The 25,835-nt window shown below is 58.3% G+C and carries 21 protein-coding genes and 5 pseudogenes; 19 read left to right on the top strand and 7 right to left on the bottom strand.

The window, feature by feature from the left end; genetic code table 11:
- Positions 1-95 precede the first annotated feature (95 nt).
- Together VLL26_RS02035 and VLL26_RS02030 are read left to right on the top strand one after the other, a co-directional pair.
- Positions 96-2,147, top strand: coding sequence for a bifunctional metallophosphatase/5'-nucleotidase (locus VLL26_RS02035; RefSeq protein WP_342319467.1), 2,052 nt, complete (start codon positions 96-98; stop codon positions 2,145-2,147).
- An 87-nt stretch (positions 2,148-2,234) separates the two neighbouring features.
- Positions 2,235-3,671: a DHA2 family efflux MFS transporter permease subunit gene (locus VLL26_RS02030; RefSeq protein ID WP_342319466.1), complete on the top strand. Its 1,437-nt coding sequence runs from the start codon at positions 2,235-2,237 to the stop codon at positions 3,669-3,671.
- Positions 3,672-3,684: 13 nt separating this feature from the next.
- Here the strand turns inward: VLL26_RS02030 and VLL26_RS02025 are convergent, their stop codons facing one another.
- Positions 3,685-4,098, bottom strand: a complete 414-nt coding sequence (locus VLL26_RS02025; RefSeq protein ID WP_342319465.1) for a GNAT family N-acetyltransferase — start codon at positions 4,096-4,098, stop codon at positions 3,685-3,687.
- A 21-nt stretch (positions 4,099-4,119) separates the two neighbouring features.
- Here VLL26_RS02025 and VLL26_RS02020 point away from each other — a divergent pair, with 21 nt between their 5' ends.
- Entirely contained in the window at positions 4,120-4,887 is a 768-nt protein-coding gene (locus tag VLL26_RS02020) for a spermidine synthase (RefSeq protein WP_342319464.1), read from the top strand.
- A 155-nt stretch (positions 4,888-5,042) separates the two neighbouring features.
- Here the strand turns inward: VLL26_RS02020 and VLL26_RS02015 are convergent, their stop codons facing one another.
- From VLL26_RS02015 to VLL26_RS02000, 4 genes are all read right to left on the bottom strand, one after another.
- The gene (locus VLL26_RS02015; RefSeq protein WP_342319463.1) at positions 5,043-5,618 is read right to left on the bottom strand and encodes an NADPH-dependent FMN reductase; all 576 of its coding nucleotides are present in this window, start codon (positions 5,616-5,618) and stop codon (positions 5,043-5,045) included.
- A gap of 148 nt (positions 5,619-5,766) precedes the next feature.
- Positions 5,767-7,338, bottom strand: coding sequence for a metallophosphoesterase family protein (locus VLL26_RS02010; RefSeq protein ID WP_342319462.1), 1,572 nt, complete (start codon positions 7,336-7,338; stop codon positions 5,767-5,769).
- Between the two features lie 166 nt (positions 7,339-7,504).
- Positions 7,505-8,746 (bottom strand): IS110 family transposase, encoded by a 1,242-nt coding sequence (locus VLL26_RS02005; protein ID WP_342319461.1) that lies wholly within the window; start codon positions 8,744-8,746, stop codon positions 7,505-7,507.
- A 751-nt stretch (positions 8,747-9,497) separates the two neighbouring features.
- Positions 9,498-10,738, bottom strand: a protein-coding gene (locus VLL26_RS02000; protein WP_342318167.1) for an IS3 family transposase whose coding sequence is annotated in 2 segments (ribosomal slippage) — positions 9,498-10,411 and positions 10,411-10,738 — 1,242 coding nt in all. Because the reading frame shifts where the segments join, the coding sequence is not laid out codon by codon here.
- A gap of 71 nt (positions 10,739-10,809) precedes the next feature.
- Between VLL26_RS02000 and VLL26_RS01995 the strand changes: the two are divergent.
- The 6 genes and pseudogenes from VLL26_RS01995 to VLL26_RS01975 all read left to right on the top strand — a co-directional run.
- Positions 10,810-11,691: pseudogene (locus VLL26_RS01995) on the top strand (IS256 family transposase); the annotation flags it as partial.
- 57 nt (positions 11,692-11,748) lie between these two features.
- Complete coding sequence (locus VLL26_RS11130) at positions 11,749-11,862, top strand: HAD hydrolase-like protein (protein ID WP_425292292.1); 114 nt, start codon at positions 11,749-11,751, stop codon at positions 11,860-11,862.
- A gap of 84 nt (positions 11,863-11,946) precedes the next feature.
- Positions 11,947-13,200, top strand: coding sequence for an L-tyrosine/L-tryptophan isonitrile synthase family protein (locus VLL26_RS01990; protein WP_342319460.1), 1,254 nt, complete (start codon positions 11,947-11,949; stop codon positions 13,198-13,200).
- On the top strand, positions 13,197-14,414 hold the full coding sequence (locus tag VLL26_RS01985) for an MFS transporter (RefSeq protein WP_342319459.1): 1,218 nt from the start codon (positions 13,197-13,199) through the stop codon (positions 14,412-14,414). The genes VLL26_RS01990 and VLL26_RS01985 overlap by 4 nt, the downstream gene beginning before the upstream one ends.
- A gap of 284 nt (positions 14,415-14,698) precedes the next feature.
- Positions 14,699-15,761 (top strand): annotated as a pseudogene (locus VLL26_RS01980) (IS110 family transposase); the annotation flags it as partial.
- Positions 15,762-15,814: 53 nt separating this feature from the next.
- Positions 15,815-16,339, top strand: a pseudogene (locus VLL26_RS01975) (transposase); the annotation flags it as partial.
- 37 nt (positions 16,340-16,376) lie between these two features.
- On the opposite strand, the gene VLL26_RS01970 reads toward VLL26_RS01975, so the two are convergent.
- Positions 16,377-17,617 (bottom strand): IS3 family transposase gene (locus tag VLL26_RS01970; protein WP_342318167.1). Its coding sequence is split into 2 segments (ribosomal slippage): positions 16,377-17,290 and positions 17,290-17,617, totalling 1,242 coding nucleotides; the frame shifts between segments, so codons are not numbered across the junction.
- A gap of 74 nt (positions 17,618-17,691) precedes the next feature.
- Here VLL26_RS01970 and VLL26_RS01965 point away from each other — a divergent pair.
- Both VLL26_RS01965 and VLL26_RS01960 read left to right on the top strand, forming a co-directional pair.
- Positions 17,692-18,510, top strand: a pseudogene (locus tag VLL26_RS01965) (IS256 family transposase); the annotation flags it as partial.
- A gap of 37 nt (positions 18,511-18,547) precedes the next feature.
- A pseudogene (locus VLL26_RS01960) lies at positions 18,548-18,733 on the top strand (helix-turn-helix domain-containing protein); the annotation flags it as partial.
- A gap of 335 nt (positions 18,734-19,068) precedes the next feature.
- Here the strand turns inward: VLL26_RS01960 and VLL26_RS01955 are convergent.
- Complete coding sequence (locus VLL26_RS01955) at positions 19,069-19,695, bottom strand: TMEM175 family protein (protein ID WP_342319458.1); 627 nt, start codon at positions 19,693-19,695, stop codon at positions 19,069-19,071.
- Between VLL26_RS01955 and VLL26_RS01950 the strand changes: the two genes are divergently transcribed.
- The 8 genes from VLL26_RS01950 to VLL26_RS01915 all read left to right on the top strand — a co-directional run bounded on the left by VLL26_RS01950 (position 19,694) and on the right by VLL26_RS01915 (position 25,774).
- Positions 19,694-19,939 carry a hypothetical protein gene (locus VLL26_RS01950; RefSeq protein ID WP_342319457.1) on the top strand — a complete coding sequence of 82 codons (246 nt, stop codon included), beginning with the start codon at positions 19,694-19,696 and terminating at the stop codon, positions 19,937-19,939. The genes VLL26_RS01955 and VLL26_RS01950 overlap by 2 nt on opposite strands.
- A 629-nt stretch (positions 19,940-20,568) precedes the next feature.
- Entirely contained in the window at positions 20,569-20,925 is a 357-nt protein-coding gene (locus VLL26_RS01945) for a helix-turn-helix domain-containing protein (protein WP_342319456.1), read from the top strand.
- The gene (locus VLL26_RS01940) at positions 20,922-22,835 is read left to right on the top strand and encodes a DNA primase family protein (RefSeq protein ID WP_342319455.1); all 1,914 of its coding nucleotides are present in this window, start codon (positions 20,922-20,924) and stop codon (positions 22,833-22,835) included. Before VLL26_RS01945 ends, VLL26_RS01940 begins: the two co-directional genes overlap by 4 nt.
- A gap of 14 nt (positions 22,836-22,849) precedes the next feature.
- On the top strand, positions 22,850-23,203 hold the full coding sequence (locus VLL26_RS01935; RefSeq protein WP_342319454.1) for a hypothetical protein: 354 nt from the start codon (positions 22,850-22,852) through the stop codon (positions 23,201-23,203).
- Positions 23,200-23,736 carry a hypothetical protein gene (locus VLL26_RS01930; protein WP_342319453.1) on the top strand — a complete coding sequence of 179 codons (537 nt, stop codon included), beginning with the start codon at positions 23,200-23,202 and terminating at the stop codon, positions 23,734-23,736. The genes VLL26_RS01935 and VLL26_RS01930 overlap by 4 nt, the downstream gene beginning before the upstream one ends.
- On the top strand, positions 23,733-25,016 hold the full coding sequence (locus tag VLL26_RS01925; protein ID WP_342319452.1) for a relaxase/mobilization nuclease domain-containing protein: 1,284 nt from the start codon (positions 23,733-23,735) through the stop codon (positions 25,014-25,016). Before VLL26_RS01930 ends, VLL26_RS01925 begins: the two co-directional genes overlap by 4 nt.
- Positions 25,017-25,259: 243 nt before the next feature.
- Positions 25,260-25,562: a hypothetical protein gene (locus VLL26_RS01920; RefSeq protein ID WP_342319451.1), complete on the top strand. Its 303-nt coding sequence runs from the start codon at positions 25,260-25,262 to the stop codon at positions 25,560-25,562.
- A 17-nt stretch (positions 25,563-25,579) separates the two neighbouring features.
- Entirely contained in the window at positions 25,580-25,774 is a 195-nt protein-coding gene (locus tag VLL26_RS01915; protein WP_342319450.1) for a hypothetical protein, read from the top strand.
- Positions 25,775-25,835 lie beyond the last annotated feature (61 nt).

Genomic DNA, 25,835 nt, shown 5'->3' with positions numbered 1-25,835 from the left:
TTTTAAGCTGGGCAAAAGATTGACGTCACCTGGCGGGCCTAACCTTTCGGGCACATCACATTCTGTGAAGTTGCACTCGAAAGGATCCTTTTGCAATGCGTTTGCGCGCGCTTTCACGCTTAACTGTTGTCACTACTTCGATTTCCGCTTTGGCTGTTGCTGGTCTACCCGTGGCGACTGCCCAAAGCGCCCCCGGCAGTTTCACCATCTCTAACATCACCGACTTCCATGGCCGTTGGCAGTATGACGAGAGAAACGAGGTTCCCGGCGCCTTGAATCTGCGTTGCGCGGTGGACAAGGCCGAGGAAGCTGCAGGCGCAGACAACTTCGTTTTCACCTCCTCCGGCGATAACATCGGCGCCTCCCCGTACGCCGCTATGATTCTCGACGATGAACCGACCATTGAGGTTCTCAACCAGATGGGTCTGGACATCTCCGCGCTGGGCAACCACGAATTCGACAGGGGGGCTCAGGACTTGGTCAAACGTGTCGCACCGGCGGCGAAGTGGACCTACCTCGCCGCCGGAGTAGAGAGTTTGGATAAGACAGACATCAAAGACTACGAAATCCGGGAACTCGGCGGCGTCAAGGTCGCCTTCATCGGCGCTGTGACCCAGGACATGCCGAACCTAGTCTCCCCCTCCGGCATCGAGGGCATCACCTGGGCCAATCCAGCGGAGGCGATTAACAAGACCGCTGACGAGCTGACCTCTTCCGGCAAGGCCGATGCGGTTGTCGCCTTGGTGCACGAGGGCCACATTCCGGCAGAAGCCTGGTCTAACAACGTCGATGTCGTTTTCATGGGTCACTCCCACGAATTCGTTGACCCTTCTGAAAGCTCCCCGCTCATTTTGCAAACCGGCTCTTACTCCAAGGGGCTGGCCAATGTCACCTTTTCCTTCGACAAAGCCAGCAAAAAGCTCACCGCCGAGAAAGTCGAGCTGCTCAAGACGGAAGATCTGATGGCCTGCGATACGCAGCAAAATCTTGAGGAGCGCTACCCGGAGATCGCAGCCACCATCAATGCAGCACTTGAGGCTGCTGAGAAAGAGGGCCAACAGGTCCTCGGTGAACTCAACGAGTCCATTTACCGTGGCGCCGGCACTTCCGGCGCGCCGGGCAGCAACCGCGGCGTTGAGTCCCAGGTGAACAATTTGCTGGCCGAGGCCGCGAAATGGGGCGTGACTAACAACAGTTCTGTCAAGGCAGACATCGGTGTAATGAACGCGGGCGGTGTACGCGCCGACCTTTCCAAGGGCACCGTGACGTTCAAGGATGCCTTTGATGTGCAACCTTTCGGCAATGAGTTGACTTACACCACCTTAAAGGGCGCTGACTTCAAAGAGGCGCTTGAGCAGCAGTGGAAAGAGCCCGGGGCGCGACATGCTGTGCTTTCCCTCGGCGTGTCGGACAACGTTTCCTACACCTACGACGAGACCCGCCCGCTGGGCGATCGCATCACCAGCGTGCTTGTCGACGGCGAGCCGCTCGATCCGGCGCGCGACTACGTTGTCGCCGGCTCTACCTTCCTGCTCGGTGGCGGTGACAGCTTCACCGCCTTAACCAAGGGCACTGAGCTGGCCAACTTCGGCTTCCTCGACATCCAGGCATGGACTGAGTACCTCACGGCTTACCTGAAGGAAGGCTCCGTTGCCGGCCCGCGTACTGGCCAGTCCAACGTGGCTGTCCACCTCAATGAGCCACTCAAGGCCGGCGAGAACACCACCATAGAGCTCAGCTCCCTGATTTACTCCCTCGGCGAGACCGCGAAGCAGGTCACCGTCGAGATCGGTTCCGAAAAGGCTACCGCCGACATCGACACCTCCTACATCCCCGACGGCGTTGGAGAGGCCGGCAAGGCCAGTGTCACTCTCAAGGTTCCCGCTGACAGCAAACGGGAGGAAAGGCTACGCATCACTACCGACGCCGGCACGGATGTGTGGCTGCCGGTCACTGTCGACGGCGCTAAGCCTCAAAACCCGAGTCCTGAGCCCTCTCCCGGCGCCGAGAACTCCTCCTCATCTTCCCTCTCCCCAGCCCAGGCCATTTTGGTGGCTTTGGTCAGCCTGATTGGTTTTGGCTCTCTCGTAGCTTTTCTGGCCCCCCAGATGGAAAAGCTTTTGGGTGAACTAGCTCGCTTCCGCTAAGCATCACAAGGTTGTTTCTCGGGCCCGGCACCACCCGGGCCCTTGGTCATTGTCGACCACGTCTCGGTTGAGGGGTAGAGTCCAAGCGTGACCGACTCAACAACTAAGTCCCCGTGGCCAGCATTACTGGCCATGATGTTGGGCTTTTTCATGATCCTCGTCGACTCCACGATCGTTTCGGTGGCCATTCCAGCCATCACCTCGGGATTGGAGGCAAGCTACAACGAGGTGATCTGGGTCAACAGTTCTTATCTTCTCGCCTATGCGGTGCCGCTTCTTGTCACGGGCCGCCTCGGTGACCGCTTCGGCCCGCGCACCATGTATCTGCTTGGCCTGGCTGTGTTTACGGTGTCCTCACTGGCGTGCGGTTTGGCTGGCAGCATCTCGGCGTTGATCGTCGCCCGCGCCTTCCAAGGTTTAGGCGGGGCGATGGTGACCCCGCAGACGATGTCGATGATGATCCGCACTTTCCGCCCGGAGCAGCGTGGCTCCGCCATGGGTGTTTGGGGTGCTACGGCTGGCGTGGCTACTATCGTTGGCCCCCTCCTCGGGGGTTTGCTTGTCGACGCCGCTGGTTGGCAGTGGATCTTTTTCGTCAACGTCCCCTTCGGCCTTATTGGCTTGGTCCTCGCCTGGATCCACGTTCCGCGCCTGCAAAGGTTTGCCCGCCGCTTTGACTGGGTGGGCGTGGCGCTGAGTACCTTCGGCATGTTCAGCCTGATCTTCGGCATCCAGGAGGGTGAGCGTCTGAACTGGGCTTGGCGTGCGATGGCCCTGATCCTCGCCGGTCTGGCCCTGCTCGGCATTTTTGTCTGGTGGCAGTCCCGCACCACCCGCGATCCGCTGGTTCCTTTGCGGCTTTTCGCCGACCGCAACTTCTCGCTCGCCTCGCTGACGATCGCGACGGTGGGCTTTACTGTCTCCATCTACATCATCCCGTGGATGATTTACATCCAGTCGGTCCAGGGTTACTCCCCTACCCGCGCCGCTCTGCTCCTTCTGCCAGCCGGGTTAGTGTCGGGGCTGTTGGCGCCGCGCGTGGGCACAATGACTAACACCCGCTCACCTAAACCTTTCGCCATCGGCGGGCTGCTCCTTTTCGCCTTATCGGTGGCGATCACGGCCTTTTTGGCCAACCCGCAGGTTGATCCGCGCTGGATGCTCGTGGCCTCTGTGGTAGCCGGCGTAGCCAACTCTTTGGTGTGGGGCCCGCTGTCGATGATTGCCACTCGCAATCTCACCCCGGAGCTGGCCGGCACCGGCTCCTCGGTATATAACACGGTGCGTCAGATGGGAGCGGTGGTCGGCTCCGCTTCCATCGCAGCGCTGATGACAGCGCAGCTCAACGCCCAGCTAGGTGCCGGTGCCGGAAAGATCCCGCCGCAGGCGGGGACACTGCCCGAGGTCTTGCACGCACCTTTCGCCCAGGCAATGTCGAATTCACTGTGGTTGCCCGCCGTGGTGATCTTGGTGGGTGCGGCGGTAGCGACGTTGTTTTCTCAGACGCAATCGTGGGCGTCGTAAAGCATCCGTGCTTTTAAGACAATCGTGCGGTGTAGACGACGGCGTCGATTTCGACGAAGCCGTGGCGCCGCCAGAACTCCTGGCCGCGCTCGTTGAGCGGATCCGTCATCAGGTAGGCTCCCGGCGCGCCTTTCTCGCGCAGAAAGTCCTTGCAGGCGGCGGCGAGAGTGGCGCCGATGCCTTTGCCTTGGCTTTCGGGCCGCACACCAACCATGTGAATCCAGCCGAGGTGGCCATCGAAACCTGTCATGGCGAGGCCTTCGATGTTTTCCTCGGATTCGACCACGAGAATCGTCGAGCTCGGCGCCGCCAACGCCCGGTCGAAGTCGTTCGGGGGGTCGTTCCACGGCGCTGTGATGCCGGAGGCGTCCCAAATGTCGATGGCCGTCTGCTTGTCCTCGGGGGTTGCTTCGCGCACAGTGAGCATGGCAGACAAGAATAGTCGGTGATGAGCAAAGGCAAGCAAAGGCACGCGAAGCGGCGCATTGAGGGGCGCTACCCCATCGACACCGGCACTGCCACTATTGTTGCCGACCCGCTTCGCGACGGCGCCTACATCCTCGAAGTCAATAACGTGCCCAGCTCCTACGTTGTCCCGGGCGCACCCGAAGTTCTTGAGTACGACTACATGCGCTGGATCGCAGGGCTCATCCACCTGCCTGAACCTTTCGCCGCGGTGCACCTCGGCGCGGCTGGTTGCGCGCTGCCTTCTTATGTGGCGCACCGTTGGGAAAGCTCCAACACCGCCGTCGAGTTCGACCGCGGCCTTGCCCGACTCGTACGTGACATCTTCGCTCCCCCTGTAGACATCGTGGTGGCCGAGGCCCGCGCCTTCACCCACGCGCTCGCGCCGGCATCCGTCGACCTCATCGTGCGCGACGTCTTCGCCGGGCCCGTCACCCCAACCCCGCTAACCACGGTGGAGTTCTACCGGGCAGCGCAGGACGCTTTACGGCCGGGGGGAATCTTTGTCTTAAATATCGGCGACCGCGCTGGCTTGCCGGAGACTCGCGCGGAAACCGCAGGCCTCGCTGAGGTCTTTTCCCACCTCGGCGTCATAACTACCCAGGAGATGTTAAATGGAAGTGGCTACGGCAACGTCGTTGTCGCGGCGTCCCACTCCCCACTTTCTTGGTCGGGCGAGGCCGAGTTCCGCAGCACTGATTGGGTTCGTGCGCTCGGCGGCACGCCACGCCGCGACGCGCCGGCGCCATAGGCAATGAGCTTAACTTTTCGCACGTCTCCTTCCATTTCCATGTCCGCCCTTGGCGTGAGGTGACGTTTCTGCCTCGGGTCAGCGGGGTTATGAAACAGTGAGCGAAAGTGCGGCCTTGGTTGATCCGGTTTGGTTTTTTCGCTTCGTTTCGACGCCTATTTGCCGTTAACGTTGCTCTTTTCGACGATTTGCGCGAAGCGCTCGATGTAGTCGCGCACGAAGTTCTCCGTTCGCTCAACCAGGTTGCCGTTGTCGGTGAACACTTCCGGCGATGTGCCCAAAAACACTTCCGGCTGGCCTGGAAACGGCATGTCGAAGTAGGACAGTGCCAGGCGCAGATTCTTTTGCGCAGAATAGCCGCCCATCGCACCAACCGAGTGGGAGATGATGCCCGCCGGGTGATTCTTCCAGGCAACATCGGAGTTCGGCTTCGACCCGATGTCCACCGCGTTTTTCAGCACGGCTGGGATGGTTCGGTTGTTTTCGGGGGTGATAAACAAGATGCCGTCGGAAGCCTTGATGGTTTCGCGGAAGTGCGTGTACACCTGCGGCGTGGGGGTATCAATCTGTTGAGGGTCGTCATAGTCAAAGTTGTAAAGGGGAAGGTGGCCGATTTCCACGATCTCGGCAGCAAAACCCTTGGGAAACATGCGCAGCGCTTCGTTTGCGATTCTTCGGGCGAAGGAACCAGTGCGCAAGGATCCCACGAGGACAGAAATCTTGAATGACATTGAAACTCCTTGGAGAAGGCTCGCTCAGTGGCGAGTAATGCCCATTCAAGATAACAATTTTTCACCTTTTTTCATAGCCTTGAACTTACCTGTTCGAAGGTGTGGATTTTGGTGCGCTCGTTGCTTGAGCCAGCCGAAGCTCCGCCGCTTACAACTGCGGGATCGTCAACCCGAACTGCTCCGCAAAGGAACGCACCTGCGGCAAGTTCACCAACAGCGCGGCCAGGCCACCAAGAATGCCAAGCACCGCGGCCGCCACGATAACGCCCGTCGACGAACCATTTTCCGACGAACCGTTTTCCGACGAACCGTCTTCCGATGAGCCATCTGCCGATGAACTGCTTGATGATGATTCCGCCGATCCGGCCTCCGCCGGGTCAGTCGCGCTCCCGAAACGGGTGAGAGTGATATCGTCGACAAGCGAATCATCCGCAGCGTTCATGCTGCGCACATTGATCGCCGTGGGACTGACCTTCATCACGGAATAATCCGGGGTGTAATCCTGGTTCCAAAAAGCGACCGTGTCCTCGTTCAGGTTCCGCTCACGAGCCTCCTCAAACGTGATACCGGGGTAGCTCTTACCATCGTTGCCGGTAAAATCGTAAAACTTTCCACCACCGGCAGTACTCAAGGTGAGGTAAAGGACCTCCCCTTCACGCTTAGCCAAAACATCACCCGGCCCCGCCTGCGCCGTGGGCACAGTAGGCTCCAGACCATTCATCAAATGGGAACGGTTATACATGTGATCGTGACCGTTGAGCACCAAGTCAACGCCAACCTCAGAAAAGACCGGGCTTAGCTTCGCGCGCATGCGCTGAATATCCGACGTCGAGTAGCGCCCACCCTGGGAATGGAAAGCGAAGTGACTCGCCACAATAATCCAATCCTTACCAGCACCATGGGCCGCGACAGTGTCGCGGACAAACTGCGCCTGCTCACTAAGCCCCGCATCGTCCTTACGATTGGAATTAAGCCCAATGATCAGCGCGTTGTTCTGCTCAAAAAAGTAGTTCGAGGTGGAACCCAACTCGTTTGGAAGCCGCCAATGTTCCTTAAAGTGGCGGGTGGAAAGCGAAGAAGGATACGTCTCGTGGTTACCTTCAAGAACGCTAACGCGGTACTGCCGCAACTGCGGAGCCGAGAAAAAGGCGTTGTACTGCCCTAACGGGCCAATCATATCCCCCCACCCCTCAACCTGGTCGCCGAGACTAATAAACACCGAGGCACGAGGGGAAGCCTTCGCCGCGGCGGCAGCCGTGGCGCGCCACGTCGCGGCCTGCTGCGAAACCCTGGCACCCACCCCAATCTGAGCATCGGCTATCGCGATGGCCTCCCAGGTGCCGTCACCGTCGTCGATGCTAAACTGCTCCGGCTCACTCCATCCTCCCTGCTCAGATCCAATCTGATAGCTGTACGTCTTGCCCGGTTCAAGGCCGGTAGCTTCAGCGAACTTCGAAACGTATCCAATCGCCCCGAAATCAGCAATGCTCGACTGAACCTCACGAACCCGCTGCGGCGAATCCACCGGCGCGAAGCGCACCACTTCAGGTCCACGGTGATACGAACGCCAGGTGAAGTTCACGCTCGTCGCATCGGCGCCGACACCAGTGGCGGCCCGGTAAATGGGATTCTCAGCGGCAAAAGAGTTCGGGGCGAAAGCGACCGGCACGACGGACAGAGTGAGCGAAACGGCCGTAACCAGAGCGATATTTTTCAGCATGACAAGCCTAACCTTGGTGTCGACGGATACCAACCTGGCAATTCCACCATAAAAACATGTCCTCGACATGAAGTTTAAAAAGAATTTCCATGACTTCTTGACGGCGCTTCTCCCAAAGATGAGGAACCTCCACGCAGGCTCAGGGTTGTGATGCTCCTATATTGTGTCAAGCGCTTTTCAGAAATTTTTCGTAGGCCGATGCTAATTCCGTCAACGGACGTTTTCCAGTCTCGATGTCACTGATCCTCGCCGGGGCACACCCCAAATGCTTCGCTACAACCACCTGGGTGAGATGCTTCGCGATACGCAGTTCTTTCAACTCATCCCGACGAAGATCCCTGGGCTGTGGCGTACTGCGCCTGGTGCATATGACCCGGTAGATCTCCCGGACGATCGCGCGCTTCAGGCAGCGAATAATCTCCCTTTTCGACAACCCCTCCTCGGTACGCCGGGCGACGTACTCCCTGGTGCGCTGGTCACACTTCATCCTCACCATAGCGATTCGGTACAACGCTGAGTTCGCCCGCCGGTCACCACCACGATTGAGCCGGTGCCGGTTGGTTCGCCCAGAGCTTGCCGGCAGTGGAGCCACTCCACATAAGTGCGCCAGCGCTGCTTCGGAGTGGATGCGCTCCGGATTATCGCCGATGCTGATCAGCAGATCAGCGGAAACAAGAGCCCCACATCCCACGATGTTGCTGACATGGGGATTGATCACTGACACCAGGGCAGCGATCCGGGTTTCCAGCTCATCGCACTGCACCCGCAATGCGCGGTAGGTCGTGGCCAGAATCTTCAGGCTGGTCAGCACACCATTTCGCGGATCAGTACCATCCGACGACGGTCGGCAGTACACCAACGCGTTGACCAGAGCGTGGTTGGTCATCGTGGCGTAGCGGGTGCGGATGTCATCAGGGGCTGTGACCAGCAACGACTTCATCGTTGTGATGAGTTTCGCGGTGGTGGACACCAGCTGTTTCCGGGTGATCTGTAACGCTCGTAACGACTCCACCGGGCCCGTGGAATCTTTAGGCGTGCTCAGCCCTTCCCCGGTCAGGACCTGTCGCGCGGCGGCAAGGGCATCCACCGGATCTGATTTCCCATCCCGGCGTCGAATGCTGCGGGCCGGGCGCAGGACTTCAACGACCGTGTAGCCACGGTCTATGAGGTGCCGGGTTAATCCGGCACCGAAGGAGATGGTTCCTTCTACTCCGACGGCGCCGACACCGTGCTTGCTGAGGAACTCGGCGAGGTGTGTGTAGCCGGGCCTAGTGGTGGGGAAGGTTTCGGTGGCCAGGTGCCGGCCGGTTGGGGTCACCGCGGCGACGGTGTGGGTGTCGGTGTGGGTGTCGGTGTGGGTGTCGACCCCGGCGACGGGGCTTGCGGAGAGGTCGATGTCTGTGGTCATGGCTGTCAACGCTTTCGCATAGGGAAGTGATGAAGGTAGCCGCTGATCCGAGGGTTCGAGCAGACAGGACACTGATGGGACTACTACTATGGCACCTGCCGGGGTGCTCACGGTGAGAGGTCACGCTCCTATGAGGTCATGACCGAATCGCCGGATCGCGGTGCGGGGCGAGAACCAGCCCGGAAGACAGATCGCAACGAAGGCACACAATCAGATTGTGGCCAGTCCGTTAGTGGGTCATTCCGGATGGTTCTTGTCCCGCACTCCCATTATCAGTGTCCTCTAGCGTGGTGTATCTGCGACTGCCGGTGAGGGGCCTTAAGGATGTGTGAGGTGGCCAGTGAAGCGTCCTGGGTTTAGTTCCGCTTCTTTTACGGCCCAGTGTTGATGAGCTGGGTGAGATAGTTCTTGGTTTCTCTTTCCTGTGGGTTGGCATAGTCCAACGCTTTGTAAATGCCAAGTGCGGGTTTTTGGTAGGGGTGTTCCACGAAGGTGGTCGGGGTGGTATTCCGGCTTGTTGGTAGGGGGAGCCCGTCCTTGCTTGGACGGGCTGGTTGTTGGGGTTAGGTTTCTGTGGTGTTGCGGATTGTTGCGAGATGCTTGCGCATGTCGAAGTCTCCGATTTCGAGGTGGCGACCGCTGCTGATTCTGCTGACTAGGCAGTCGGCTCCTACCCGGTTGGGTAGTGCTTTGAGCCAGTAGCCTGCGCTTGATTGCGAGGGTCTGAACCCCGGAAAGTGGACACGGAGTTTTAATCAGATGCGGTTTTGAGTATAGCTGTTTCGGAAGATTCAAAGGCGTTCGGCGAACGATAGCCGCACCTCGAGTGCAGGCGTTTGGTGTTGTAGCGACTGCACCATTGGAACACGTCCCGGCGACACACCAGCTGACTGGCGAAAACAGGTGCATCTTGAAGGACTTCCCGTTTCAACGTGGCGTTGAACGACTCCGCCAGAGAATTATCCGCGCTGGTACCAATTGCTCCCATCGATTGGGTAACACCGAGACGTTCACATAGTCTTCGGTACCGATCAGAGGTGTATACACTGCCATGATCGGAGTGGAAAATCGCTCCGTCAAGCCCACCACGGATCCCGTAAGCCATCATCAAAGCCTCTTCAACTAACTCCGTACGCATGTGGACGGCGATCGCGAAACCGGTCAACTGCCGCGAGTAGCAGTCGATGACCGTCGCCAGGTACATATTCGACCCATCTGCAATCGGGAGGTAGGTGATATCGCCGACGTAGACCGTGTTTGGTTTCTCCGCGGTGAAACGGCGTGCGAGCAGATCCGGAAACGTCGGAGCGCGTTTCGCAGACACCGTGGTCTTTACGCGGCGTTTCTTGGTGTAGCCGAACAATTCCATCTGGCGCATCAGCCTGGCGGTGCGCTTGTGATTGAGGCGATCATCGCTGGTCGGATCCGAGTTGATGGCCGCTGTGATGCGTTTCGCCCCGTAACAGCCGTTCTCAGCTGTGAACACGGCCTTGATCCTCGCTCCCAGCGCCGCGTCAGCGACGAGGCGTCGCCGGCGGGCAGGAGCAGCAGATTTCCACTTGTAGTAGGAGGACCGGTTGATCTTCAGGACCTCACATAACCGCTTGACCTCGTAGAAGTCTCGGTGGTCATCAACGAACTGAAAGCGGTTCACCAGTTCGTCTCTTCCGCGAAATATTTGGCCGCCTTGCGCAGGATCTCTCGTTCTTCCCGTAGCGTGGCGTTTTCGCGTTCCAGCATGCGGATGCGTTCGGCATCGGAGAGTCCTTGAGCAGGAGTACGTTCGCTGTTGGCTGCGGCGATCGGGCTGGCGACTTTTTCACCGTTGGCGTTGGTTTTGGTGCCGGTGCCGAAGGCGTCGAGCCAGGTGCGCAGGGAGTTGCGGTTGACCCCGAGATCGGAGGCGATCGCGTTGATCGTGGCTCCAGGGGTCGACTCGTACAACGTCACTGCGTCACGCTTGAACTGCTCGGTGTAGGTCTTGCGTGGCATGGTGGAAAGGTACCTCACTTCCCCAGCGAAATGCTGGTTTCAGCGTGTCCACCACCAAGGGGTCAGGTCCGGTGGATATGAGCCCGGATACGATCAGCACCATTACCGATGCAGTCTTAGACGAGGTCATGATCTGGCAGAACCGTCAGCTCGACGAGTTTTACCCAGTAATCTTCCTTGATGCGCTACGCGTGAAGATCCGCGATGGCCACCGTGTAGTCAACAAGGCGTGCTACATGGCGGTGGGCATCGACATCGACGGTATCAAGCGCATCCTGGGCTTGTGGATTGCTGATAATGAAGGCGCCGCCTTGTGGGCATCGGTGTGCGCAGATCTGGCCAACCGTGGCGTCCAGGATGTCTTCATCGTCTGCTGTGATGGGCTTAAAGGCTTAGCGGAAGCCGTGGAGGCGACCTGGCCGAATTCGATGGTGCAGACCTGCATCGTGCACCTGATCCGGGCGGCGAACCGGTGGGTGTCCTATCAGGACCGAAAAGCTGTCTCCAGCGCGTTACGTGCGATCTACACGGCCGCAAACGAAGATACCGCCCGTGCCAGCTTAGATGCGTTCGAAACCTCTGAGCTTGGCCAGAAATACCCGCAGTCGGTGAAGGTGTGGCGTGATGCGTGGGAACGGTTCGTGCCGTTTTTGCAGTTCCCGCCAGCAGCGCGCAAGGTGTTGTACACCACGAATTCGATCGAGTCACTTAACGCTGAGCTGCGCAAAGCTACCCGGAATCGGGGCCAGTTCCCGAACGATACAGCGGCTGTGAAGACGCTTTGGCTGATGATTTGCAACATCGAAGACAAACGCGCTGCCAAACGCGCGAAGCAAGCCAAGCGCGCCGTTGAGTGCAACGGGTATGTTGAAGGAGCAAAGGCCAATGGCTGGAAGCAAGCCATCAACCAACTAGCTGTGGCATACCCCAACCGATTCGCGGAGTACTTGTAAACCAAACCCCCGCACACAAACTATCGGACACTCTCCTTATTCGCAGACGTTCTTGGGATACCCGCAGGGAAACAAACAATAGTCATAGGTGACAACCCAAATGTGGACGGCGTATTTGCTGCCAACCTGGGAGCTTCGTTTCACCTAGTGAGCAACGGGATCTGGCACTAAATCTCTCCAACCCAAAGAAAACTGGCACAATCCCACAGATCCGGGGAGGTCGACGACCGACTGCGGGACTTCGTAGAATAGCACATGACCCCAATTTTCCCAAGCAAAAATCACGCCACAACTCCATATGCGGGAGGCTACCGAATGGATAAGTCAAACTTCTCTAATGTGAAACTCTCTGAAGAGTTTTTTCATATTTCTTTCACCCCCACCAATTGGCTTACGGACCCCTGGAAGTGCATCGAAGCGACTGAGAGATGGACCCGACCCGACTCGGCCGTGCTCGAAACATTCGACACTGAGAAATTCAAGGAGAACTACTCCCGAAAGGCAGCTGTCCTTTCGGATGTAAGAAGCAGTTTTTCAGGAAATACTGTCGACGACATCATTATGATCATGGAGCACGAAAGGTTTCTAAAAGGGCCGAAAGGCAACCTTCTCCATGATGGAGTAACGAACCGTGCCAAAATCGAAACTGCAATAAGCAATGGGGTCCCCATAGAAATTGTCATCCCTTCATTTGCGGGTCGCCCACATAATCCTGCAGCTCATAAGCGAGTAGCTCCCGACTTAGGTGAAATGTATGCTCTTCTCCATCTCTTAGATATTTCAGATACCGTGAGGGAAGTGTATCCACCGGGACTACTGTTTACGCTCATTCTTGACGGAACAATTTATCGACCTTTCTACGGGTACGCCCACAATGAAGCTGTCCCCTACGAGGAGAACCTAAACCGGCAGATTTCGGCACTTGAAGCAGAAAATTCTCTGCGAACTATCGATATGTGGCCCATCTACCAAGAACGAAAGGATGAAGTCGCTGCGATCGAAGCAGAAGTAAGAGAGCACGTTTCGAGTCAGTGGAATGATCACGATCTTCCCTCCAGGCAAGATCTAATTGCCGCTCTTCGCCAGGGGGTTGAAACCACTCCCATAACTGTAGCTCTGATTGAGATGTACAAGAGTGGGTCTTACAAGAATGTTGACCTAGATAGTTTCTTCATTCGCGCAGAAAAGGCCCTTCTCAAGAGGGCAGAGCACGCCGCGTTCGAATACACCGTGCTTTTGACTATTATGCGTAGACTCGGTCTGGTGATGATCGCATTCCCAGATGCTATCCGCGGAACAGTCCACCCTAAGCCAGATCAATACTCTCCCATTATGCGCGATGCCAAAACTGTGATTTCCCCCTGGCAGGGCACCGCGATCGTCCGTCTAGATGGCTCCATTGTAACGGAGTATGAGGCTATTGTTTTTCAAGAGCCAGAGCGCTATAAAGCATGGTTTGTAAGGGGCGATGAAGCTCCCTTCTTCTATGAAGAAATCAAACTGCCTTGATCAAACCTCCGAAAAGTTCGACGAAAAGCACCCTTGGGTTAATCTGGCCGATAGTTGCCACCCAAATCTGCATATCCGCCGCGGTGGGACTAAATCTTACTATCACCGCACTTGCAGCCGTTGAGGTTACAGGCAAGGAATCATTGGGCGGACTAGCCCAGACAAGCACCATCTTGGGCGCCACATTCATTACCATAACGGCAACGAGAATCAGCATCCTCAAGGATAGGCTGTTTGCACTACGATGCACCATTGGTGTGGCTGCACTGGGATCCCTCGTTGCACACTTTGCCATCTCTACTAAAGGCTCCAGCGGATGGCTTCTCTTCGTTGGATTATTTCTCCTTGGGGGAGGCACGGTAAGCGCACTTATCTCTCGCTTTACAGCCACTGAGAAAGTCGGGCAAAATCAACAGGCCACATCTGCAATTGGCATAGTACTTTTCGGCTCCGCGATAGGCTCTGTAATAGGACCAAATATATATGGCCTCATCTCTCTAAACATCGAATCACCGATGGAGTGGGCATTCGTCGGGTCTGCTCTAACCTTCATGGTTGGACTACTGGTCCTATCTTTTGAAAGGCGCCAGAGCTACACATCGGGGACCCCACGCTCGACTGCCTCTTCAGAATCAGGACGTCTCATATGGAAGCAATCTTATGTTTTTATATTCGCCGCCGGAATCATTGCCCACGCATCGATGATTAGCCTGATGACAATGGCACCCATTTACACAGATAGAGTTTTTGGTCCATCTAGATCTGGAATCGTGATGACAGCTCACCTACTCGGCATGTATGCTACCGGACCTTTTGTGAGCTCTAGCCTTAATCGGTTCGGACTCAGAAAGACGCTTACGTGGGGAGCAACCGCCTTTCTAATCTCGATTTTCCTCTTAGTTTTTCTGCATAACTCTTTTATCCTGTTTACTGTGGGTCTCTTTGGAGTCGGAGTATTTTGGTCGGTAGGTATGATAATTTCCTCCACCCTTGCCTCTAAGATTAATGACACAAACCAACGAATGGCGCTCCAGGGCAGACTGGATCTGACCATAAACATTGCAGCGGGCGTGAGCTCTATCCTGTCTGGCATCTTAGTGACCATGATCGGATATCCACTGCTTGCAGGGCTAGTCTTCGCTTTTACATTCCTTGCCTTCGTTTCTGTATTTTCGCTAAACCGCATCAGATCGAAAGGACAGATACACCACTAACTAGGACACTGATAATGGGAGTGCGGGACAAGAACCATCCGGAATGACCCACTAACGGACTGGCCACAATCTGATTGTGTGCCTTCGTTGCGATCTGTCTTCCGGGCTGGTTCTCGCCCCGCACCGCGATCCGGCGATTCGGTCATGACCTCATAGGAGCGTGACCTCTCACCGTGAGCACCCCGGCAGGTGCCATAGTAGTAGTCCCATCAGTGTCCTGTCTGCTCGAACCCTCGGATCAGCGGCTACCTTCATCACTTCCCTATGCGAAAGCGTTGACAGCCATGACCACAGACATCGACCTCTCCGCAAGCCCCGTCGCCGGGGTCGACACCCACACCGACACCCACACCGACACCCACACCGTCGCCGCGGTGACCCCAACCGGCCGGCACCTGGCCACCGAAACCTTCCCCACCACCAGGCCCGGCTACACACACCTCGCCGAGTTCCTCAGCAAGCACGGTGTCGGCGCCGTCGGAGTAGAAGGAACCATCTCCTTCGGTGCCGGATTAACCCGGCACCTCATAGACCGTGGCTACACGGTCGTTGAAGTCCTGCGCCCGGCCCGCAGCATTCGACGCCGGGACGGGAAATGATCCGGTGGATGCCCTTGCCGCCGCGCGACAGGTCCTGACCGGGGAAGGGCTGAGCACGCCTAAAGATTCCACGGGCCCGGTGGAGTCGTTACGAGCGTTACAGATCACCCGGAAACAGCTGGTGTCCACCACCGCGAAACTCATCACAACGATGAAGTCGTTGCTGGTCACAGCCCCTGATGACATCCGCACCCGCTACGCCACGATGACCAACCACGCTCTGGTCAACGCGTTGGTGTACTGCCGACCGTCGTCGGATGGTACTGATCCGCGAAATGGTGTGCTGACCAGCCTGAAGATTCTGGCCACGACCTACCGCGCATTGCGGGTGCAGTGCGATGAGCTGGAAACCCGGATCGCTGCCCTGGTGTCAGTGATCAATCCCCATGTCAGCAACATCGTGGGATGTGGGGCTCTTGTTTCCGCTGATCTGCTGATCAGCATCGGCGATAATCCGGAGCGCATCCACTCCGAAGCAGCGCTGGCGCACTTATGTGGAGTGGCTCCACTGCCGGCAAGCTCTGGGCGAACCAACCGGCACCGGCTCAATCGTGGTGGTGACCGGCGGGCGAACTCAGCGTTGGACCGAATCGTTATGGTGAGGATGAAGTGTGACCAGCGCACCAGGGAGTACGTCGCCCGGCGTACCGAGGAGGGGTTGTCGAAAAGGGAGATTATTCGCTGCCTGAAGCGCGCGATCGTCCGGGAGATCTACCGGGTCATATGCACCAGGCGCAGTACGCCAGAGGGTGTCAGGAAGTTTGTGTGTGAGGCTCTGATACAGAAGGAGTTTCACCGATAATGACAACGGTGACAACGAAGAAAAACCATGACCAGGACAAGGTCAACGAGATCAGCGAGAAGCTGATGGAAAATCCTGAGCTCGCCAAGCTGATTGGCGAGTTGTCGACGTCCACCGGTGACGCCAGTGACCTGGTCAAAGGTCTGTTGCAGGCGTCGATTAACGCTGGTCTGCAGGCGGAAATGGATGCCCATTTGGGCTACCGTCATTCCGACCGGAAGATGAAGGCCCAGGTTGAACCAACACAGGGTGGTAACCACCGCAACGGGTCGTACACCAAGACGGTTAACTCTGGTTACGGCACGTTGGAAGTGACTGTACCCAGGGATCGTTGCGGCACGTTTACTCCCCAGATGGTGCCCAAGGGCGCACGCCGGCTGACAGAGCTCGATGACATAATCATCTCGCTGTACGCCGGTGGGATGACAGTGCGTGATATTCAGCACCATCTTGGGTCCACCCTGGGGGTGGATATGAGCCCGGATACGATCAGCACCATTACCGATGCAGTCTTAGACGAGGTCATGATGGGTCTGAACCCCGGAAAGTGGACACGGAGTTTTAATCAGATGCGGTTTTGAGTATAGCTGTTTCGGAAGATTCAAAGGCGTTCGGCGAACGATAGCCGCACCTCGAGTGCAGGCGTTTGGTGTTGTAGCGACTGCACCATTGGAACACGTCCCGGCGACACACCAGCTGACTGGCGAAAACAGGTGCATCTTGAAGGACTTCCCGTTTCAACGTGGCGTTGAACGACTCCGCCAGAGAATTATCCGCGCTGGTACCAATTGCTCCCATCGATTGGGTAACACCGAGACGTTCACATAGTCTTCGGTACCGATCAGAGGTGTATACACTGCCATGATCGGAGTGGAAAATCGCTCCGTCAAGCCCGCCACGGATCCCGTAAGCCATCATCAAAGCCTCTTCAACTAACTCCGTACGCATGTGGACGGCGATCGCGAAACCGGTCAACTGCCGCGAGTAGCAGTCGATGACCGTCGCCAGGTACATATTCGACCCATCTGCAATCGGGAGGTAGGTGATATCGCCGACGTAGACCGTGTTTGGTTTCTCCGCGGTGAAACGGCGTGCGAGCAGATCCGGAAACGTCGGAGCGCGTTTCGCAGACACCGTGGTCTTTACGCGGCGTTTCTTGGTGTAGCCGAACAATTCCATCTGGCGCATCAGCCTGGCGGTGCGCTTGTGATTGAGGCGATCATCGCTGGTCGGATCCGAGTTGATGGCCGCTGTGATGCGTTTCGCCCCGTAACAGCCGTTCTCAGCTGTGAACACGGCCTTGATCCTCGCTCCCAGCGCCGCGTCAGCGACGAGGCGTCGCCGGCGGGCAGGAGCAGCAGATTTCCACTTGTAGTAGGAGGACCGGTTGATCTTCAGGACCTCACATAACCGCTTGACCTCGTAGAAGTCTCGGTGGTCATCAACGAACTGAAAGCGGTTCACCAGTTCGTCTCTTCCGCGAAATATTTGGCCGCCTTGCGCAGGATCTCTCGTTCTTCCCGTAGCGTGGCGTTTTCGCGTTCCAGCATGCGGATGCGTTCGGCATCGGAGAGTCCTTGAGCAGGAGTACGTTCGCTGTTGGCTGCGGCGATCGGGCTGGCGACTTTTTCACCGTTGGCGTTGGTTTTGGTGCCGGTGCCGAAGGCGTCGAGCCAGGTGCGCAGGGAGTTGCGGTTGACCCCGAGATCGGAGGCGATCGCGTTGATCGTGGCTCCAGGGGTCGACTCGTACAACGTCACTGCGTCACGCTTGAACTGCTCGGTGTAGGTCTTGCGTGGCATGGTGGAAAGGTACCTCACTTCCCCAGCGAAATGCTGGTTTCAGCGTGTCCACCACCAAGGGGTCAGGTCCGATCTGGCAGAACCGTCAGCTCGACGAGTTTTACCCAGTAATCTTCCTTGATGCGCTACGCGTGAAGATCCGCGATGGCCACCGTGTAGTCAACAAGGCGTGCTACATGGCGGTGGGCATCGACATCGACGGTATCAAGCGCATCCTGGGCTTGTGAATTGCTGATAATGAAGGCGCCGCCTTGTGGGCATCGGTGTGCGCAGATCTGGCCAACCGTGGCGTCCAGGATGTCTTCATCGTCTGCTGTGATGGGCTTAAAGGCTTAGCGGAAGCCGTGGAGGCGACCTGGCCGAATTCGATGGTGCAGACCTGCATCGTGCACCTGATCCGGGCGGCGAACCGGTGGGTGTCCTATCAGGACCGAAAAGCTGTCTCCAGCGCGTTACGTGCGATCTACACGGCCGCAAACGAAGATACCGCCCGTGCCAGCTTAGATGCGTTCGAAACCTCTGAGCTTGGCCAGAAATACCCGCAGTCGGTGAAGGTGTGGCGTGATGCGTGGGAACGGTTCGTGCCGTTTTTGCAGTTCCCGCCAGCAGCGCGCAAGGTGTTATACACCACAAATTCGATCGAGTCACTTAACGCTGAGCTGCGCAAAGCTACCCGGAATCGGGGCCAGTTCCCGAACGATACAGCGGCTGTGAAGACGCTTTGGCTGATGATGTGCAACATCGAAGACAAACGCGCTGCCAAACGCGCGAAGCAAGCCAAGCGAGCCGTTGAGTGCAACGGGTATGTTGAAGGAGCAAAGGCCAATGGCTGGAAGCAAGCCATCAACCAACTAGCTGTGGCATACCCCAACCGATTCGCGGAGTACTTGTAAACCAAACCCCCGCACACAAACTATCGGACACTCTCGTACGCCACAGCCCAGGGATCTTCGTCGGGATGAGTTGAAAGAACTGCGTATCGCAAAGCATCTCACCCAGGTGGTTGTAGCGAAGCATTTGGGGTGTGCCCCGGCGAGGATCAGTGACATCGAGACTGGAAAACGTCCGTTGACGGAATTAGCATCGGCCTACGAAAAATTTCTGAAAAGCGCTTGACACAATATAGGAGCATCACAACCTGAGACATTTCAAAGAAACACCCAGAAGCTCTACCTGGTGTCGCGCACTTCATGCTCCGCTGCGCTTGATGTGAACCGTTCAAGTGCGACGTACGACTTCGAGTCGAAGCAGATCCAAAAAACAGACGCAGCGACAAATTACGTCTACGCCCCGCCGCTGCATACTCGCGTCGCAACACCTCGACAATCGCTCAACCGACGAGTCGAGCTACCTCGCCTGTCGCCTCTAGACAGCCCAGGCAGTCACGCACATCGATGACAGATACAGCACCAAGACTGCTCAGGCGATAACATTTCTAACTTTTGTGTGTCTCAATCTCCGCGCTGCAATGCCCGTTCAAGTCTGCGGTCGGGCACCACCCAGACAAACGCGACGATAACGAAACACCCCATCCCCGCCCAGGAAAAGTACGGACTTGGGGCCACAACGCCATCGCAGGCAGCGAGAATAATTCCCGCGAAATACAGCACCAAAGACAGAACGTCTTTTCTTCCCATCCGGGCCCAGCCCACCTTCAGAGCTTGCCGAAGCAGCGATTCGGGCCCTTCTTCAGTCATGAGGCTAGCCTGAAGCATGAAATAGGCCAGCGCGCACAGCAACAACACAACGCCGTAACACATCACTGGCACTTTCGCTAAACTTTCCTGATCTACCCACGCTGTGGAAAAGGGAAGCAAACTCAACCAAAACAGCCAGTGGTGATTCGCCCACAAAGATCGCCCACTCAGTTTTGACGCCGCATGCAGCAGGTGGTGGTGGTTGTTCCAATAAATGCCGACATAGGCGAAGCTCAGCACATAGGTCAGAAAGGAAACCCCGGTGGTGTCGACCAACACACGCCATGTGTTTCCTTCCGGCACCTTGAACGACAAGACCATGATCGTGATGATGATCGCGAGTACACCGTCGCTAAACGCCTCAAGGCGGGAAGTGGGCATGACAAATTGTAGCGCTCTGGTCACGGTCGGGGGAATGTACGCATGGACCGCGAGCATTTCGCTTCACGACGCACACCTTAGCGCCCACGGCACCCAGCGTTGCGACCGCTACCGCGCCACCTGGGAGCTCACCACCTCTCCGGGGTGGATCACGCGCGAGGTCGACGTCGTACTCAGCCTAGACCCCGACGGTGTGGTCGTGGACTACCCCGACCTGGCGCGGCTCACCAAAGTGGCCATCTGAAACGCTGCTGGCCGACGCTAACTTTGTATCGCTTTGATGCTCCAGTACCGGTTTTTTATTTCACCCACCGCAATCTAGCAGCCCGCATAAGCTCAGTCAGCCACCTCAGATTCGGCAGTTACTCGTTTTTAAACGACAATCGGTCCGCAAAGACCCAAGACCACGATCCTCCACCACCCGAAGATTCACCATTTACTAAGTGATATTGGGTCTAACACCGGGCGTACCGCAAGGCCCCAGCCGCCCTACACGTTGAAACGAAACTCCACCGCGTTGCGCAGGAAACGTACGTCACAAGGGGGAATGACAGGAGCTTGCAGTGATTTGGAGAGATGTGCTAGGCTCGGATCAAGCCATCGGGCCGAGCCCAAAAACCTCGGCACAGTGCGACATCCCCGCGCTGAGATGGTGAGCCTGGGGCGGCATGGGATTGGCCGTCTGGGGGTCTTTTGACCCTCACATCATCCTCGACGGGATGGATGGTGCTGAGAATAGAGCCGCGCCCACAGATGGGCAGGTCATCCTCCCGTGCGGGTGACAGCACTCCCGTGCGGGTGACAGCAGAGGTTTCCGACCGGTGAATCGGCGGTGACAAGCCTCTTTCCTACTCAGGGAAAGGGGCATTTTTCATGTCCTCCGCAACCAGGCTTTCCGAGCTGGGTACAGACTCGGATCGCACGCTCTCCTCAGCCGAGGCCGCCGAGTTCCTTGGTATCTCAGTGAAGACGCTGAACAACTGGCGCGTGAAGGGGCGCGGCCCCGCGTATGTGAAATACGCGGGTGCCATTGATGGGCTCGGTCGCCAGCGTGGCAGTGTCGCTTACAGGCTTGGCGATCTGCGTGAGTTCGTCGCTGAGCATCGCGTGGGCACGACGAGCTCCGATGAGTCGGTCAGTCGTCACATCACGGCCCTTGTGGACGCCGCTCCCCGCCTCAACGACGAGCAGATCGCCCGCCTTCGAGTTGCTCTCGGAGGTGCGGCATGAGCAACACAAATGAAGACCCCCGCATCCAGGGGGACACGGGGGCCGATCAGTTCAGTTATGAGCATACCATCGAAGATGAGGTGCGGGAAAGCATCCTCTTCCTCATCGACAAGGGCGTGTGCATCACCCCGAGCGAGTTCTACAGCCTCATCTCTGAGACGGTGATCCGCTGGGCGAACGCCGAGGGCCTGACGGGGACTAATCGTGGTCGACGGATGGATCGTAAGGCGTTCGATCTGATCCGCAACCTCCTTGCCATCATCAAGAAGAACAAGGGCAGCTGCGTCGTCAGGAGCGCGCCGGAGAACCTACCGCCGTTCATGCTCGCGCAGTTCATTGCCGCCGAGCATCGTGTGGTGCTCGTCGGCGAGGAGACTGACGAGGTAGCGAAGATGCCCCTCATGCGGTATCACGCATCGGGTCGTTTCGAGGGCACGTACCGCGAGATCACCGAGCGCGAGGGCGTACGCGAGCTTCTGAGCTCGTACACGAAGACGGCGAACTCGTATCTCGTGAACGAGGTGTACGCGCAGTTGCGTTCGCTCGCGCCGATGGTCAGCGAGTGCACCGAGCCTCACCTTGTCCCGGTGGACAACGGCATCTATAACGTCGAGACGCGCACGCTTGAGGCGTTCTCGCCGGATCGCGTGTACCTGACGAAGTGCATGACCGCCTACAACCCGAACGCCGTATCTCCGACACGGACACTGAAGGACGGCTCGCCCTGGGAGTTCAACGCCTGGCTGGCGGACCTTTTCACGGGTGATCTGGAACGGGTTGCACTCGTCTGGCAGACGATCACAGCTGCGCTGCGCGTCCATAAGAATTACGACAAGGCCGTGTGCTTCTACTCGTCCAAGGGCGAGGGCGGCAAGGGCACACTGCTCGTGCTCCTCAAGGAGCTCGTCGGTGCTGGCAATTGGGCGTCCGTGCCCCTCAAGAAGTTCTCTGACCGCTTCGGCACCGAGCCGCTCTTCGGCAAGTCGGCGGTCTTTACCGACGAGAATTCGGTGAGTGTCTTCACCGAGACTGCGAGCGACTTGAAGCAGTACATCACGCATGAGGTCATCACGATCGACCGGAAGAACCAGCGTGCCGTCCAGTGGCGTCCACACGGGGTCATGGTGCAGTGCCTCAACGATCTTCCTGAGTTCGCCGATAAGACCGATTCGCTGTGGCGGCGGTTCGCGTTCCTCCCCTTCGACAAGTGCTTCACGGGGCGTCGAGACCCGACGATCAAGGACACGTTCATGCGGGATCCCGAGGTGCTTGAGTACGTCCTCAAGGTCGCCCTTGAGCTGCCCGACTTCGACGACTTCATCGTCGGAGCGAAGGCCGTCGAGCTCGGCGAGGACGTGAAGCTCAATAACGATCCGGTTCGGGCTTGGTGGTCGGAAGTCGGCGATCGACTGCTTTCATCTGTGCTTCCCGTCGAGTTCCTCTTCGCACTGTTTTGCGCGTGGTTCAAGAAGACGAATCCGTCGGGCCGCGTGATCTCATATCGGAAGTTCCGCGACCGTCTCAAGTCGATCGTGGACGGCGAGAACCCGCAGCGGTTCAGGTTGATGGGTCGTGATGAGAACCCAATCTCTTGGGGACAGTACTGGACGGGCGAGCCGGTGATGAATGAGTACAAGTTAACGATCGCGGTGGAGTGGGCAGAGACCTTTTTCGGCAACCCGACGTTCTTCAACAATCGTCCGCGCGGTCGGGGCCTTGTGCGGCTGACCTCGACGACGGCGATAACGACCGACGAGGACGTGCAGCCTGAGGAGCAGCAGCCGGTGCGTGCCGTCGACGAGCGGATCGTGATGGCTGAGACTGCCACACAGGAGGAGCTCCACGAGGGGGCCGAGCAGGCCGCAACGGCGTTCCTCGCCGGACAGACGATCAACACAACCAACAACTAGGAAAGGACACCATCATGGCTAACCTCGACAAGGAAATCGCGGACGCGCTCGCGAAGGTCGAACGACTTCGCGAGAAGAAGCGCGACGCCGAGCAGAAGGAACGCTCCCGTTTCGCTGAGGCGATCATGAGCGTTCTCGACGAGATCGAGAACGCTGAGCAGGTGAGCGTACGAACGCTCGTCGATCGAGCACGAGCACGCATCGACGAGCAGAACGCGAAGCGGCGTGCGGCTGCTCAGCGTGCCGCTGCGAAGCGTCGCGCTGCTGCTCAGGTCGAGAGCGAAGCGAACGATGCTGAGCAGAACGCCGAGCGTAACGATGAGACCGACAACCAGACCGGATGGGGTGGTTATCGTGGCGAGTCGTGAAGCGAGTCTGCTGGGGGGGATCCAAGGGGGCGGGCACCGACCCCCTTGGCCAGCACGTCCTGTCGTCAGACAGGGCGTCTGCTGGCCGGTGGGCGTTAACACCCCTTAGCTCGGCTCGGAACGAGACGAGCGTCAAGGGCGCGCCCACCCAGCCGGAGGTCCACGCCACGGACGAGCACAGCAATGTGCAAGTCCGTGGCGGGGACCGGAGGATCACGAGCCGACAGGCTCGTGAGTCGCGGGTGACGGTGCGGCTCTCCGATGAGGAGAGCGCACAGCTCACCCGCGTTGCGCAACGCTACCGGCTCGCAGAGTCGGGGGCGATCAGGGCCGCCATCGACTATCTCGATGGTGCGCCCGCGCCGAAGCCGGTCAATCGCGACGTGTTGCGATTGATCGGTGAGGTCAACGCCGTGGGCGTCAATGTCAACCAGCTCGCCCGGCAAGGGTGGGCTGGTGTGGAGCCGGACATCGACGCTCTGCGTCGTGTGACGGCGACGCTCCTCGCGATAGCGAAGGAGATGTCGTCATGAGCATCACCAAACAGACAACGACAGTGCGGGCGGCAGCGGCGATCATGTACGCGCACTACGGGAGGCCCACCAATGTGAAGCAGTCTCGTGCGGCTGCATGGCGGTCTGACTTCCGCAACCCCTATGACGCGATCACGAAGATCGAGTCGATGCTCAAGGGCACAGGTCGTAAGAACCAAGCGCTCATGGTGATCCAGTCGTTCTCTTCCGACGAGCTCGATCCGAGTGATCCGGCAACGCCTCAGATCGTGTGTGACGCTGCCTATGCACTCGCGAAGGAGGTCGCGCCCAACAGTCCGTGTGATGTTGTGGTCCATCTCGATAGTGAAGGGGGCAACCCGCACGCGCACGTGACGATCGCGAACGTCGATCTCGTGACGGGGAAGGCAGCTCGTGAGAACGGCCTTGCTCATTGGGTGCTCAAGAGAGCCAACGACAAGGTGATGAAAGAGATGGGCTTGCAGGTCTTGGAGCCTGCTGCTCTCGCTCACGATGTCAATCGGTCCCGTTCCGGTGCGACCGCACAGGGGCTCACCGTGGATGAGCTCGACAAGAACACCTGGCGTGAGTTCCTCGCGGATCGCGTGGACGAGGCCCTGCTTGACCCTCGCTCAGTGGACTTCGAGAGCCTCCGTCAGGTTGCGCGCGAGCACGGCGTCTCGATCGAGAAGAAGACGAGCGCAAAGAGCGAGGCCGAGGGACGAGACCCGAGCGTGACGTACGCACTCGTCGATGACAACGACGAGGTGAGGCGGTTCGGCAGATCGAAGGCAGCCTGCACGGCCCGCAAGCTCGGTGCTGATTACCAGTGGAGCTCGCTCCACAACACGATGAACGAACGCATCATGCGAGAACGGGAGATGGACGATGTCCAGGGCCTTGCAGAAGATGGAGAGCAGCTCGACGCCGCCCTCCGCGAGCTCAGAGCAGCTGAAGAAGATCGAGGAAGCGCTCCTCGCCTTGGTGGACTCTCAGCGGGAGTTGAGCAAGCGAGTGACGAGCGTCGAGCAGGAGATGATCACACGCGTGAACGCGTTGAAATCGTCGATGCAGACCTCGGAGGTCTCGTTGCCAGACTCGCTCACGAGCGACGTCAACGAGATCAAGCAGATGCTGAACGCGCAGAGCGCGACGCTGAGCGAGCTCGGCGAGACCGTGAGCGACAAGCGCGTCGTGAAAACGAGCGACGGCTCCACAGTCAGCGCCTCAGAGCTGGAAGCACACAGCATGATGAAGAGGCTCGAAGCCTCGCAGCAGACGATGACTACGGCCTTGGGTGAGCTCAAGCAGACTGTCGGCAACGGTCGAACCGTCCGTATCGACGTGAACCGCCTCAGCGAGCACGCCGTCAGAGTCCTCGATGAGCGGCTCGCTCAGGCTGTTGAGGGCCCTGTTCAGCGCGTTGAGAGCACTCTCGATGAGGTGGAGCAGCGGGTCGCCGTGATCGGCACTCAGAAGGCCTCAGAGGCCGCTCAGGCGCTCGAGAGGGTCACGGACAAGGCCGAGATGAGCTGGTGGCGTCTGTGGGTCGCGCAGAGCGCCGCCTGGAGGCCCTGGAGGGACGTCTCGGCTGGACGGCGGTCGGGAGGTTCTGCCTCGCTCTGCTACCGCTCTTCGCCTCGCTCCTGCTCGTGGGCGGCCTCGTGTGGGGGCTGGGCTCGATGCTCGGCATCGGCCCGCTCTTCGGCTGGGCGTGGGACTCGTTCGCTGCTGCCTCACTGTGGTGGGCGAAAGCGTTGATCGCGGTCGGGACGCTCGGTGGAGCTGGGCTGTTCGTCTGGCTTGTCCTGCGGGTCTCGCAGTGGATCTATGACGAGCTGCGATGAGGAAGGAGGTGAGGACGATGATCCAGCCAATGATGGGAAAGGGCCTCAAGATCGGAAGGCCTAAGGCGCCCGAAGAGCGCGCAAAGCGAGCCGAGCGCCTCGACGGCAGGATCCGGGAACGCGAGAGCGTCGTTGATTATCAGCGCCGAATGATCGGCCAGATTGAGTCCCTGGACTGGGGCTCGGAGGGCGATGATGAGCCCGAGCTGTGAGGAGGAGACAAGAAAGCCCCGGTCACCGATGAGGTGACCGGGGTCTTTCTTTGGCCATTGA

Origin of the sequence: Corynebacterium sp. BD556, assembly GCF_038452275.1 — a bacterium.
Taxonomy (GTDB): domain Bacteria; phylum Actinomycetota; class Actinomycetes; order Mycobacteriales; family Mycobacteriaceae; genus Corynebacterium; species Corynebacterium mayonis.
The sequence above is the reverse complement of the archived record's forward strand: the minus strand, read 5'-3'. Positions and strand labels throughout refer to the sequence as shown.